Source organism: Streptomyces collinus Tu 365 (genome assembly GCF_000444875.1).
Lineage (GTDB): Bacteria > Actinomycetota > Actinomycetes > Streptomycetales > Streptomycetaceae > Streptomyces > Streptomyces collinus_A.
Genome location: NC_021985.1, coordinates 5943853 through 5957379 on the forward strand (window position 1 = coordinate 5943853; position 13527 = coordinate 5957379).

A 13527-nucleotide genomic window follows, 5' to 3' on the forward strand; every position below is an offset into this window, starting at 1 on the left:
CTCACCCCGCCAGGGTTCCCGTTCCCCGCCAAGTCGCTCAGTCCCAGGACCCCTGGGCGGCCGGCAGCCGGGACACTTCCAGCAGGTCCTCGGCGGACAGCCGCAGCCCGGCGGCGGCCGCGTTCTCCGCGGCCCAGCGCTCCTGCTTGGTCCCGGGCAGCGCGATGACATGGCGGCCCTGGGCGAGCACCCAGGCCAGGGCCACCTGAGCAGCGGTCACCTCCTCGCCGTACCGGCGCGCGACCCGGCGCAGACCGGCGACGATCGGCTGGTTGGACGCCATCATCTCGGCCGTGAAACGAGGATGACGGGCCCGGACGTCGTCCGGTTCGAACCCCTCGCCCGGCGTGAGCGTGCCGGTCAGGAACCCGTTGCCCAGGGGCATCGCCGCCAGGAACCCCACGCCCCGCGACGCGCACCAGGGCAGCAGCGCGTCCAGCGCCTCCTGCGACCACACCGACAGCTCCGCCTGCACCGCGCTCACCGGGAAGACCTGCTGCACCCGCTGCAACTGGCGCAGCGTGGTGTCGTGCATCCGGGACCCGTGACGGCGGCCGCCGCGCGCGCCCACCGCGCACAGCCCGAGCGCCCGCACCTTCCCGGCCCGCACCAGATCGGCCATCGCGCCCCAGGTCTCCTCGACCGGGACCTCGGGGTCCGCGCGGTGCAGCTGGTAGAGGTCGATCACGTCCGTCTGCAGCCGCCGCAGCGACGCGTCGCAGGCCCGCCGGACATAGCCCGGACGGCCGTTGGCCACGATGTGCTGCTCACCCACGAGCAGCCCCACCTTGGTCGACACGAACGCCTCCGGGCGCCGCTCCTTGAGCACCCGCCCCAGCAGCAGCTCGTTGGTGAACGGGCCGTACATGTCGGCCGTGTCCAGCAGGGTCGTGCCGAGGTCCAGTGCCCGGTGCACGGTTCTGAGCGATGCGTCGCCCCGCTGCCGCGAACCGCTGTAAGCCCAGCTCATCGGCATGCACCCGAGTCCGACGGCCCCCACCGCGAGCGCCCCCGCGCCGATCGTCCTGCGCTCCACGTGCCCGTGAACCTCCCTCGTCCGGGTCACCAACCTAACCCTTGGTCATCCGCGCACCTGACATAGCCTCCTGTCATGAGTGCTGACGTGTGGCTCCCCATCGCGCCGGAGGAGATCGAGGGGCTCCCGGAAGGCCCCCGCTACCTGTTCTGGGACGGCGGTGCGGACGGCGACCAGGAGTTCCCCGGCGACCCGGCGGACTGCGTGCTGTACGTGGTGCCGTACATGAAGAAGTGGCCGGTCAAGGTGCGCCCGCTGGAGCACCTGACGGGGGTGCGGGTCATCCAGACGCTCACGGCCGGCGTCGACGACATCACCGCCCGGATGTCCTCCATCGTGCCGGGCGTCCAGCTCTGCAACGCCCGGGGCGTGCACGAGGCGAGCACGGCCGAGCTCGCCCTGACCCTGACCCTCGCCTCCCTGCGCGGCGTCCCCGAGTTCGTCCACGCGCAGCGGGCGGAGCGCTGGCAGAGCCGGTTCCACCCCTCCCTGGCCGACAGGAACGTCCTCATCGTCGGCTACGGCGCCATCGGTGCCGCCATCGAGGACCGGCTCGTGCCCTTCGAAGTGGCGCGCGTGGCGCGCGTCGCGCGCTCCCGGCGCACCACAGCGCGCGGTGTCGTGCATCCGCTCACCGAATTGCCCTCTCTGCTTCCGGACGCCGATGTCGTGATCCTCTCCACGCCCTTGACGGAGGAGACGCACGGGCTGGCCGACGCGGAGTTCCTCGCCCGGATGAAGGACGGCGCCCTGCTCGTGAACGTGGCCCGGGGGCCCGTCGTCGACACGGAGGCGCTGCTCAAGGAGCTGGGAACCGGGCGCCTCACCGCGGCCCTGGACGTGACCGACCCCGAGCCGCTGCCGCCCGGTCACCCCCTGTGGCAGGCGCCCGGCGTACTCATCAGCCCCCACGTCGGCGGCCCCAGTTCCGCGTTCCTGCCCCGCGCCAAGCGGCTGCTCGTGGACCAGTTGCACCGATTCGTGAACCACGAGCCCCTGCGAAACGTGATCCTGACGACAGGGGAGTAATCAGCTTCCGGCACGCTCCGCGATCTCGCGGACGCGGGGCGTGTCCGCCTTGACGGTGATCGTCACGGAGCGTAGAGAAGCTATGTCCCTGAGTGACGATCCTGGTGTATCGTCCCGACAGGGGCTGCGCCGCTCACCGTTCGGCGCCGGGGATGGACATTTCAGATTTGTGAGGGGGGCGACGGGCGATGCACGGCCTATGGACGAACGATCCGACGCGGCGGAGCCGCCGGCGGCGACCCTGGCGCACGGCCACGCGCAGACGCGGCCACCACACGAACCATCACGGCCACCCGCGCAGGCCGGGCGGCCGCAGGAGGCACCCGGCGCAGCGGTCACGGCGGGACACGGGTACGGCGCGGAGCGGGAGGCCCCGGTGAACGCGCCGCCCTCCCTCTCGACCGCCCTCGACGGCGGGCTGCGCGCACCGCATCTGCCGGGGGCACCGCTGCCGCCTCGCCCGCCGGCCACCGGCGACGGGGCGCGCCTGGTCCAGCAACTCGTCCTCGCCCTGGTCTGCGGCGCGTACGCCGTCGGCTCCACCTTCGACTGGGGCTCACAGGCCGTCGCGCTGTTCATGGGCGACTTCGGACTGAGCGCCGCGGCGGGCGCCGCCGCCGTCTCCTGCTTCCTCTACGCCCGCGGTCCCCGGGTCCGGTTCCGGCCCGCCTGGCTGCTGTTCTCGCTCTCCTCGGCGATGGCGGCCCTGGGCAACGCGGTCTGGGGGTGGTACGAGGTCGTCCTCGACCGGCCGGTGCCCAGCCCCAGCTACGCCGACCTGTTCTTCCTCTGCTTCGCGCCCCCGGCCATCGTCGGCCTGCTGGTCCTCGCCAAGCGCCCGGTGACCCGGGCGGGCTGGATCTGCCTCGGCCTCGACGCCTGGCTGATCGGCGGCTCGCTGCTCACCCTGTCCTGGAGCCTCGCGCTCGCCCAGGCGGCCCGGTTCGACGGGCCGAGCGTCGCGCACACCGCGCTGTCCCTGGCGTACCCGCTGCTGGACATCGTGCTCGTGAGCATGGTGCTCGCGCTGCACTTCCGCCGCTCCCCGGGCAACCGCACGGCGGTCAACACCGCGATCGGCGCACTCGCGCTGACCGTGATGTGCGACGCGCTGTTCACCTCACCGCTGCTGCACAGCAGCTACCGCTCCGGACAACTGCTGGACGCGGGCTGGTTCGCCGGTTCGCTGCTGCTCGCCTACGCCCCCTGGGCCGCCCCGCGGCGCACCGGCGGGCCGGAGCCCGAACGGCACGTGCCGGACGGACACACGCGCGTGATCCACGAGCACGTGCCGGGACAGCGCGCCACGGGCCACCCGGCGCCGCCCGCCCCCGCACCGGGCGGCGACCACGTCCGGTACCCGGCCGGACGGCCGCTCACCGGCTCGCTCGCCGCGCTCACCCCGTACCTGGCCGCCGCCGTGTGCACCCTGGGCATCCTCTACAACGTGCTCAACGGCCGCCGGCCCGACCACGTGGTGCTGATCACCGCGGGCGCCGTGGTGCTGGCGCTCGTCATGCGCCAGGGCATCATGCTGCTGGACAACATCACCCTCACGCAGGAACTGGCGCAGAAGGAGAACCACTTCCGCTCCCTGGTGCAGGGCTCCAGCGACGTCATCATGATCGCCGCGCCCAACGGCATCCTGCGCTACGTCTCCCCGGCCGCCGCCGGGGTCTACGGACGGCCCGCCGAGGACCTGGTGGGCACCGAGCTGGCCGCCCTCATCCACCCGGAGGACCTGGGCTGCGTGGTGCACGAGGTGCGCCGCTTCCTCGCCGCCAGCCCGCTCGAGGAGCCGACCACGCGCATCGAGTGCCGGTTCCGGTCCGGCGGCGGGGGCACCTCCCGGCCGGGCGAGTCCGTGAGCGGGGGAGGCTGGCTCAACGTCGAGTCCACCGTCAACCGCCACCACGGCGGCCTGATCTTCAACAGCCGGGACGTGACCGAAAGGGTGCGCCTGCAGGCCCAGTTGCAGCACAACGCCGAGCACGACCCGCTCACCGACCTGCCCAACCGCGCGCTGTTCACCCGGCGCGTGCAGCAGGCCCTGTCCGGCCGCCGGGCCACCGACCGCGGCGCCGCCCTGCGTGGTACGGCCGTGCTCTTCATCGACCTGGACGGCTTCAAGGCCGTCAACGACACGATCGGGCACCAGGCGGGGGACGAACTGCTCGTCCAGGCCGCCCGCAGACTGCACGACGCCGTCCGGCACGGGGACACCGCCTCCCGGCTCGGCGGCGACGAGTTCGCGGCCCTGATCGTCGGGGACGGCACCCGCGACCGTGCCGCCCGGGAGCGGAACATCCTGGAGCTCGCCGACCGCCTCAGGGCCACCCTCTCCCAGCCGTACTCCATCGACGGCAACGATGTCCGGGTCAACGCCTCGATCGGCGTCGCCTTCGCGGAACCGGGCCTCGGCGCGGGCGAACTGCTGCGCAACGCCGACCTCGCCATGTACCGCGCGAAGTCGGCGGGCAAGGGCCGCGTCGAGCTGTACAAGCCGCAGATGCAGCAGGACGTCGTCCGCAAGGCGGAGCTGGCCACCCGGCTGCGCGCCGCGCTGCACGACGGCGAGTTCGCGCTGCTGCACCAGCCGGTGGTCTGTCTGGAGAACGGCCGGATCACGTCGGTCTCCGCACAGGCGCGCTGGCGCTCCTCCCAGGGGGTGCTGTTCACCCCGGCGGAGTTCCTGCGCGTGGCCGAGGACGGCGACAAGACCGCCGAACTGGACCGCTGGATCCTCCAGGAGGCCGTGGAGCAGGCCGCCGAGCGGGCCGCCGCCGGGGCCGCGGTGCCGGTGACCGTACGGATGAGCGCCCGGCGACTGCTGGACCGCTCGACGCCGCTCGGGTCCGTGGAGGCGGTGCTGACCCGGCACGGGCTGCCGCCCGGCGCGCTGGTCGTCGAGCTGGCCGACACCGATCCCCGGGCCGCCTCGCTGGAGGAGCTGGAGCGGCGGCTGACCGCCCTCAGCCGGCTCGGCGTGCGGATCGCGCTGGACGGATTCGGCAGCGGCTACGCGGCGATCACGGCCCTGCGCAGGCTGCCGGTGGACATCCTCAAGCTGGACCGCGGGCTGGTCGAGGGCGTCGTGGAGTCCGCGCGGCTGCACAAGATCACCAGCGGGCTGCTGCGCATCGCGGGCGACCTCGGGCTGCAGTCCGTCGCCGAGGGCGTGGACCTGCCGGAGCAGGTGGTCGCGCTGCGCGCCATGGGCTGCACCCACGGGCAGGGCATGGCGTTCGCGGGTCCGCTGGACGAGTACCGGCTGCGCCGGGCGCTCGGATCAGGCCATTATCCGGTGCCGCACGCTCCGGCCGAGCCGGCGTTCGCGGGCGGGGGCGGCGGGGTGTGCACCAAGGGGGTGTCCGCCGTCATCGGAGGTGGCAGCGGCCTCCGCTCACATAATGAGACTCCCGTCCCACCCACTTGACACGTGGTGCGTGCCGGGGAGAGGGTCAGTTCCATGCGCACCCGAATTCTCGTACTTGGACAGCGCGTCGGCTGAGCTGGGACCCACCGGAGGAGATCCGGAATCCCCAGCGACCTCACCGGCGCGCTCCCCTCGCTTGCCTTTCGGCACGAGGGGTTTTTTGTTGCACGAGTGCCGTTCGTGCAGCGCTCGAACTCCGCCCAAACCTCGCAAAAACCCTCAGCATCGAGAAGAGAATGCCGATGACCGAGCAGGCCACCGGGGCCCATCCGCAGCCGCGGCCCCGATCCGGAGGACAGCACTCCGTCACCGTCGAGCACGTGACGGGTGCGCAGTCCCTCATCCGCTCCCTCGAGGAGGTCGGCGCTGAGACGGTATTCGGTATCCCCGGCGGCGCGATCCTGCCGGCATACGACCCGCTGATGGACTCCACCCGGGTCCGGCACGTGCTGGTCCGCCACGAGCAGGGCGCCGGCCACGCGGCCACCGGCTACGCGCAGGCCACCGGCAAGGTCGGCGTCTGCATGGCCACCTCGGGGCCGGGCGCCACCAACCTGGTCACGCCCATCGCCGACGCGCACATGGACTCGGTGCCGCTCGTGGCGATCACCGGCCAGGTCGCGTCCAAGGCCATCGGCACCGACGCCTTCCAGGAAGCGGACATCGTCGGCATCACCATGCCGGTCACCAAGCACAACTTCCTGGTCACCAAGGCCGAGGACATCCCGCGGGTGATCGCCCAGGCGTTCCACATCGCCTCCACCGGCCGCCCCGGCCCGGTCCTGGTCGACATCGCCAAGGACGCCCTCCAGGCGAAGACCACCTTCTCCTGGCCGCCCACCATGGACCTGCCCGGCTACCGCCCGGTGACCAAGCCGCACGCCAAGCAGATCCGCGAGGCGGCCAAGCTGATCACCTCGGCCAAGCGGCCCGTGCTGTACGTCGGCGGCGGCGTCCTCAAGGCGCAGGCCACCGCCGAGCTGAAGGTCCTCGCCGAACTCACCGGAGCGCCCGTCACCACCACCCTGATGGCGCTCGGCGCATTCCCCGACAGCCACCCGCTGCACGTGGGGATGCCGGGCATGCACGGTGCGGTCACCGCCGTCACCGCGCTGCAGAAGGCCGACCTGATCGTCGCCCTCGGAGCCCGCTTCGACGACCGCGTCACCGGCAAGCTGGACAGCTTCGCCCCGTACGCCAAGATCGTCCACGCCGACATCGACCCGGCCGAGATCGGCAAGAACCGCGCCGCCGACGTGCCGATCGTCGGTGACGCCCGCGAGGTCATCGCCGACCTGGTCCAGGCGGTGCAGAAGGAGCACAGCGAGGGCCAGACGGGCGACTACACCGCCTGGTGGAGCGACCTGAACCGCTGGCGCGAGACCTACCCGCTCGGCTACGACCAGCCCGACGACGGCTCGCTCTCCCCGCAGCAGGTCATCGAGCGCATCGGGCAGCTCGCCCCGGAGGGCACGATCTTCGCGGCGGGCGTCGGCCAGCACCAGATGTGGTCCGCGCACTTCATCCAGTACGAGCAGCCGGCCACCTGGCTGAACTCCGGCGGCGCCGGGACCATGGGCTACGCGGTCCCGGCCGCCATGGGCGCCAAGGCCGGCCGGCCGGAGCGCACCGTCTGGGCGGTCGACGGCGACGGCTGCTTCCAGATGACCAACCAGGAACTGACCACCTGCGCGCTGAACAACATCCCGATCAAGGTCGCCATCATCAACAACGGCGCCCTCGGGATGGTCCGCCAGTGGCAGACCCTCTTCTACAACCAGCGCTACTCCAACACCGTGCTGCACAGCGGCCCGGAGGCCGACGGCAGGCAGCCGAGCGCCGGCACCCGCGTCCCCGACTTCGTGAAGCTGTCGGAGGCCATGGGCTGCTACGCGATCCGCTGTGAGCGCCCGGAGGACCTGGACAAGGTCATCGAGGAGGCGAACTCGATCAACGACCGCCCGGTCGTCGTCGACTTCATCGTCCACGAGGACGCGATGGTGTGGCCGATGGTCGCCGCCGGCACCTCCAACGACGAGATCATGGCCGCCCGGGACGTCCGCCCCGACTTCGGCGACAACGAAGACGACTGAGCGAGAGAGACGAACGAGAAAATGTCCAAGCACACGCTCTCCGTCCTGGTGGAGAACACGCCGGGCATCCTGGCCCGGATCGCCGCCCTCTTCTCCCGCCGCGGCTTCAACATCGACTCGCTCGCGGTGGGTGTCACCGAGCACCCCGACATCTCCCGCATCACCATCGTGGTGGGCGTCGAGGACCTGCCGCTGGAGCAGGTCACCAAGCAGCTCAACAAGCTGGTCAACGTGCTGAAGATCGTCGAGCTGGAACCCGGCCACGCCGTGCAGCGCGAACTCGTCCTGGTGAAGGTGCGCGCCGACAACGAGACGCGCTCCCAGATCGTGGAGATCGTCCAGCTGTTCCGCGCCAAGACCGTCGACGTCTCCCCGGAGGCCGTGACCATCGAGGCCACCGGGTCCAGCGAGAAGCTGTCCGCCATGCTCAAGATGCTGGAGCCGTTCGGCATCAAGGAGCTGGTCCAGTCCGGCACCATCGCGATCGGCCGGGGCGCCCGCTCCATCACGGACCGCTCGCTGCGCGCCCTGGACCGATCCGCGTAAGGCTTGGACACGGGCGGTCCCGCGCCGCCCGTATGCCGAGACCCCGGAACTTCCCGTCACCCCACCGGCATACGGTGGGACGCACCATCTGCACACCAAGGAGAGAACCCAAAGTGGCCGAGCTGTTCTACGACGCTGACGCCGACCTGTCCATCATCCAGGGCCGCAAGGTCGCGGTCATCGGCTACGGCAGCCAGGGCCACGCCCACGCGCTGTCGCTGCGTGACTCCGGTGTCGACGTCCGCGTCGGTCTGCACGAGGGCTCCAACTCCAAGGCCAAGGCCGAGGAGCAGGGCCTGCGCGTGGTGAGCCCCGCCGAGGCCGCCGCCGAGGCCGACGTCATCATGATCCTCATCCCGGACCCGATCCAGGCCCAGGTCTACGAGGAGTCGATCGCCCCGAACCTGAACGACGGCGACGCGCTGTTCTTCGCGCACGGCTTCAACATCCGCTTCGGCTTCATCAAGGCCCCGGCCGGCGTCGACGTCGCCCTGGTCGCCCCCAAGGGCCCGGGCCACCTGGTCCGCCGCCAGTACGAGGAGGGCCGCGGCGTCCCCGCGATCGCCGCCGTCGAGCAGGACGCGACCGGCAACGCCTTCGCGCTGGCCCTGTCGTACGCCAAGGCCATCGGCGGCACCCGCGCCGGCGTCATCAAGACGACCTTCACCGAGGAGACCGAGACCGACCTGTTCGGTGAGCAGGCCGTGCTGTGCGGCGGCACCTCCGCCCTGGTCAAGGCCGGCTTCGAGACCCTGGTCGAGGCGGGCTACCAGCCGGAGATCGCCTACTTCGAGTGCCTGCACGAGCTGAAGCTGATCGTCGACCTCATGTACGAGGGCGGCCTGGAGAAGATGCGCTGGTCCGTCTCGGAGACCGCCGAGTGGGGCGACTACGTCACCGGCCCGCGCATCATCACCGACGCCACCAAGGCCGAGATGAAGCAGGTCCTCGCCGAGATCCAGGACGGCACCTTCGCCCGGACCTGGATGGACGAGTACCACGGCGGTCTGAAGAAGTACAACGAGTACAAGCAGCAGGACTCCGAGCACCTGCTGGAGACCACCGGCAAGCAGCTGCGCAAGCTGATGAGCTGGGTGAACGAGGAGGCGTAAGCCTCGCGTCAGGGGGCCGGGGCATGCTGCTCCGGCCCCCTTCCGCCACCCCGGACCCCGCCGGGCCGACGACGATCCGCGAACGCCGTCCACCGGTTGTCCACCCCGTCCAGCCACGGACGGGTGATACTTCCGCAGCGGCGCAATACGGCGACCCTGGCGCCACTAGACTGCTGCACAACATACGCGTCAGGCCCACAGCGTCGTGCGTCTTCCGCGGCTAGCCCCCTCCACCGCCAGCGGCCGTCGGGACGGCCGTCCGCATTGGACTTGTGAGGACTCACGTGAGCTCGAAACCCGTCGTACTCATCGCTGAAGAGCTGTCGCCCGCGACCGTCGACGCGCTCGGCCCGGACTTCGAGATCCGGCACGCCAACGGAGCCGACCGAGCCGAACTGCTCCCCGCCATCGCCGACGTCGACGCGATCCTGATCCGCTCCGCGACCAAGGTCGACGCGGAGGCCGTCGCCGCCGCCAAGAAGCTCAAGGTCGTCGCCCGCGCCGGCGTCGGCCTGGACAACGTCGACGTCTCCGCCGCCACCAAGGCCGGCGTGATGGTCGTCAACGCGCCGACCTCCAACATCGTCACGGCCGCCGAGCTGGCCTGCGGTCTGATCCTGGCCACCGCCCGCAACATCCCGCAGGCCAACGCCGCGCTGAAGAACGGCGAGTGGAAGCGCAGCAAGTACACGGGCGTCGAGCTGGCCGAGAAGACGCTGGGCGTCGTGGGCCTGGGCCGTATCGGCGCCCTGGTCGCGCAGCGCATGTCCGCCTTCGGCATGAAGGTCGTCGCCTACGACCCCTACGTGCAGCCCGCGCGGGCCGCGCAGATGGGCGTCAAGGTGCTGTCCCTGGACGAGCTGCTCGAGGTCTCCGACTTCATCACCGTCCACCTGCCCAAGACCCCCGAGACGCTCGGCCTGATCGGTGACGAGGCGCTGCGCAAGGTCAAGCCCAGCGTGCGCATCGTCAACGCGGCCCGTGGCGGCATCGTCGACGAGGCGGCGCTGTACGCGGCACTGAAGGAGGGCCGGGTCGCCGGCGCCGGGCTCGACGTGTACGCGAAGGAGCCCTGCACCGACTCCCCGCTGTTCGAGCTGGACCAGGTCGTGTGCACCCCGCACCTCGGCGCCTCCACGGACGAGGCCCAGGAGAAGGCGGGTATCGCGGTCGCGAAGTCGGTGCGCCTCGCGCTCGCCGGCGAGCTGGTGCCGGACGCGGTGAACGTCCAGGGCGGTGTCATCGCCGAGGACGTCAAGCCGGGCCTGCCGCTCGCCGAGCGCCTCGGCCGCATCTTCACCGCGCTCGCGGGCGAGGTCGCGGTCCGCCTCGACGTCGAGGTCTACGGCGAGATCACCCAGCACGACGTGAAGGTGCTCGAACTGTCCGCACTCAAGGGCGTGTTCGAGGACGTCGTGGACGAGACGGTGTCCTACGTCAACGCGCCGCTGTTCGCGCAGGAGCGCGGTGTCGAGGTGCGCCTGACCACCAGCTCCGAGTCGTCGGACCACCGCAACGTGGTGACCGTGCGGGGCACGCTGGGCAACGGCGAGGAGGTGTCGGTCTCCGGCACCCTGGCCGGCCCGAAGCACGTCCAGACGATCGTGGCGGTCGGCGAGTACGACGTCGACCTCGCGCTCGCCGACCACATGGCCGTGCTGCGCTACGAGGACCGCCCGGGTGTCGTCGGCACCGTCGGCCGCATCCTCGGGGAGGCGGGCATCAACATCGCCGGCATGCAGGTGGCCCGTGCGACGGTGGGCGGCGAGGCGCTGGCCGTCCTCACCGTCGACGACACGGTCGCCCCCGGTGTGCTGGCCGAGGTGGCCGAGGAGATCGGGGCGACCTCCGCCCGCTCGGTGAACCTCGTCTGACCTCCCTCTCGTCCGGGCATCACGAAACGCCGGACGGGCCGAGTTCCCTCGGCCCGTCCGGCGTTCTCCGTATGTCCCGGCGCCGCCCGGTGTCCTACGCGTCGTCGCCCACCCGGATACTGCGCAGGGTCACCGCCGCGCCCACCGCGGCCAGCGCCAGGACCACCGCGCCGGCGATCGCCGCGCCGTGCATCCCGCTGGTGAAGGCCTCCCGCGCCGTGGCGAGCAGGGACCGACCGGCCCGGCCGGGCAGCCGGTCGGCGTCGGCCAGGGCGCCGCCCAGCGTCTCGCGGGCCTCGGCCGGTGCCGAGGACGGCATCCGGTGCCGGTAGACGGCCGTGCCGACGGAGCCGAGGACCGCCATGCCGAGGGCGCCGCCGAACTCGGTGGCGGTCTCCAGCAGGGAGGAGGCGCTGCCCGCGCGCTCCACCGGGGCGGTGGACATGGCCAGGTCGGTGAGCTGGGACATCACCATCACGACGCCGGAGGCCAGGACCCCGGCGGCGGCCAGCACCAGCCACAGGGAGTCGGTGCCGGTGAAGGCGAGGGCCGTGTAGCCGGTGGCGGTGACGGCGAACCCGGCGGCGACGACGTGGCCGCGGTGGACGCCCCGGGCGACGAGCACCCCGGTGACCGGGCCCGCGACACCGATCAGCACCGAGGGGAGCAGGCTCCACAGGGCGGCCTGGAGCGGGCTCTTGCCGAGGACCGACTGCAGGTACTGGGTGGTGAAGATGGCCGAGCCCATCATGCCGAACGCGGAGACCAGGGTCAGGACCAGCGCCGGGGTGAAGCCGCGGCCGCGCAGCAGGGCCGGGGGGATCAGCGGCGAGGCCGCGGTGCGCTGCCGGCGGACGAAGAGGGCCGCGAAGAGCAGACCGACCGTCACCGAGACGACGTAGAGCGGGTGCCAGCCCTCGGAGGGGATCTCCTTCAGGCCGTAGATCACGGGGAGCACGGCGGCCATCGACAGCGGGACGCTCGGCCAGTCGAAGCGGCCGGGGTCCGGGTTCTTCGACTCGGGGAGCAGGATCGGGCCGAGGACCAGCAGCAGTGCCATCGCGGGCAGGTTGACCAGGAAGACCGAGCCCCACCAGAAGTGCTCGACGAGGACGCCGCTCATCACGGAGCCGAGGGCGATGCCGCCCGTCATCACGCCCGACCACAGCCCGATCGCCTTGGCCCGCTGGCCGGGGTCGGTGAACATCGTGCGCAGCAGGGCCATCGTCGACGGCATCAGGGTGGCGCCGCCGATGCCGAGGATCGCGCGGGCCGCGATCAGGGTCCCGGCGCTGTCGGCGTAGGCGGCCAGGAGCGAGGCGCCGCCGAAGGCCGCGGCGCCCGTCAGCAGGAGCCTGCGGCGGCCGACGCGGTCGCCCAGGGACCCCATCGTCATCAGCAGGCCGGCCAGGACGAAGCCGTAGATGTCGAAGATCCACAGCTGCTGGGTGCCGCTCGGCCGCAGGTCGGCGCTGATCGCAGGGGTGGCGAAGTACAGGACGGAGACGTCCATGGAGACCAGCAGCAGCGGCAGCATCAGCACGCCCAGAGCGGTCCACTCACGGCGTCCGGCGCGGACGGGGGCGCTCTCGGCGCCGACGGTGGTCGTGCTCGTCGAGTTCGTCATGACAGGGACTGTACGGACGTCTTAAACGCTTGTCTAGAACGTTTGTATAGAACATACGTATAGGACGCTCGCATCGAACCGCCGTGTAAGTCAGCCGTCTAGGACGCCTGTATGGACCGCCGGGTAGCCTGATCCGCATGGGACACCGTGAGGATCTGCTCGAAGGCGCCAAGCGCTGCCTGCTGGAGAAGGGGTTCGCGCGGACGACGGCGCGCGACATCGTGAAGGAGTCGGGGACCAACCTGGCCTCGATCGGCTACCACTACGGCTCGAAGGACGCCCTTCTCGCGCAGGCCTACGTCGCGCTCATGGAGAACGTGTCCGGCGCCTTCGAAGGCAGCGGCGACCTGGCCGAGGGCGCACCCGGATCGCTGGAGCGCTTCCGGTGGGTGTGGTCCAACATCATCGCCACCATGCGGGAGCCCGGCTCGGTCTACCGGCTGAGCATGGAGGTCATGACCCTCGACATGCCGGTGGTGCGCGAGCACCTGTCCCGGGCCCAGCGCGAGGGCGGCCGCGGACTGGTGGCGCTGCTGATGGGCGTGCCGGAGGAGGAGGTCTCCGACGAGAGCGCGGACACGCTCGGCCGGTTCTACCTGACGCTCATGACCGGCCTCATCGCCCAGTGGACCTTCGACCCGAAGAACGCCCCCGAGGGCGACGCGCTGACCGAGGGCCTGCGCCAGGTCGTCGAGGCGGCCACGAAGAGCTGAGCCCCGCCGGGCCGAGCCCCCTTCGGACCCGCCTTGCCCCGCCGGGCCGAGCCCCATGGGC

Annotated in this window: 9 protein-coding genes; 7 read left to right on the forward strand and 2 right to left on the reverse strand. The window is 71.5% G+C overall.

What is annotated here, in order from left to right; genetic code table 11:
- Positions 1-37: 37 nt before the first annotated feature.
- Positions 38-1036 (reverse strand): aldo/keto reductase, encoded by a 999-nt coding sequence (locus B446_RS25935; RefSeq protein ID WP_020942399.1) that lies wholly within the window; start codon positions 1034-1036, stop codon positions 38-40.
- A 75-nt stretch (positions 1037-1111) separates the two neighbouring features.
- Between B446_RS25935 and B446_RS25940 the strand changes: the two genes are divergently transcribed.
- From B446_RS25940 to serA, 6 genes are all read left to right on the forward strand, one after another.
- A complete protein-coding gene (locus B446_RS25940) occupies positions 1112-2065 on the forward strand; it encodes a 2-hydroxyacid dehydrogenase (protein WP_193384498.1) in 954 nt (317 codons plus the stop codon).
- 376 nt (positions 2066-2441) lie between these two features.
- Positions 2442-5501: a putative bifunctional diguanylate cyclase/phosphodiesterase gene (locus B446_RS25945; protein ID WP_020942401.1), complete on the forward strand. Its 3060-nt coding sequence runs from the start codon at positions 2442-2444 to the stop codon at positions 5499-5501.
- Between the two features lie 236 nt (positions 5502-5737).
- A complete protein-coding gene (locus B446_RS25950; RefSeq protein ID WP_043476471.1) occupies positions 5738-7594 on the forward strand; it encodes an acetolactate synthase large subunit in 1857 nt (618 codons plus the stop codon).
- A 21-nt stretch (positions 7595-7615) separates the two neighbouring features.
- A complete protein-coding gene (ilvN, locus tag B446_RS25955; protein ID WP_020942403.1) occupies positions 7616-8140 on the forward strand; it encodes an acetolactate synthase small subunit in 525 nt (174 codons plus the stop codon).
- A 113-nt stretch (positions 8141-8253) separates the two neighbouring features.
- Positions 8254-9252, forward strand: coding sequence for a ketol-acid reductoisomerase (ilvC, locus tag B446_RS25960; RefSeq protein WP_020942404.1), 999 nt, complete (start codon positions 8254-8256; stop codon positions 9250-9252).
- Positions 9253-9536: 284 nt separating this feature from the next.
- Positions 9537-11126, forward strand: coding sequence for a phosphoglycerate dehydrogenase (gene serA / locus B446_RS25965; protein ID WP_020942405.1), 1590 nt, complete (start codon positions 9537-9539; stop codon positions 11124-11126).
- A gap of 94 nt (positions 11127-11220) precedes the next feature.
- Here the strand turns inward: serA and B446_RS25970 are convergent, their stop codons facing one another.
- On the reverse strand, positions 11221-12753 hold the full coding sequence (locus B446_RS25970; RefSeq protein ID WP_020942406.1) for an MFS transporter: 1533 nt from the start codon (positions 12751-12753) through the stop codon (positions 11221-11223).
- A 137-nt stretch (positions 12754-12890) separates the two neighbouring features.
- Here B446_RS25970 and B446_RS25975 point away from each other — a divergent pair, with 137 nt between their 5' ends.
- Entirely contained in the window at positions 12891-13466 is a 576-nt protein-coding gene (locus B446_RS25975) for a TetR/AcrR family transcriptional regulator (protein ID WP_020942407.1), read from the forward strand.
- Positions 13467-13527 lie beyond the last annotated feature (61 nt).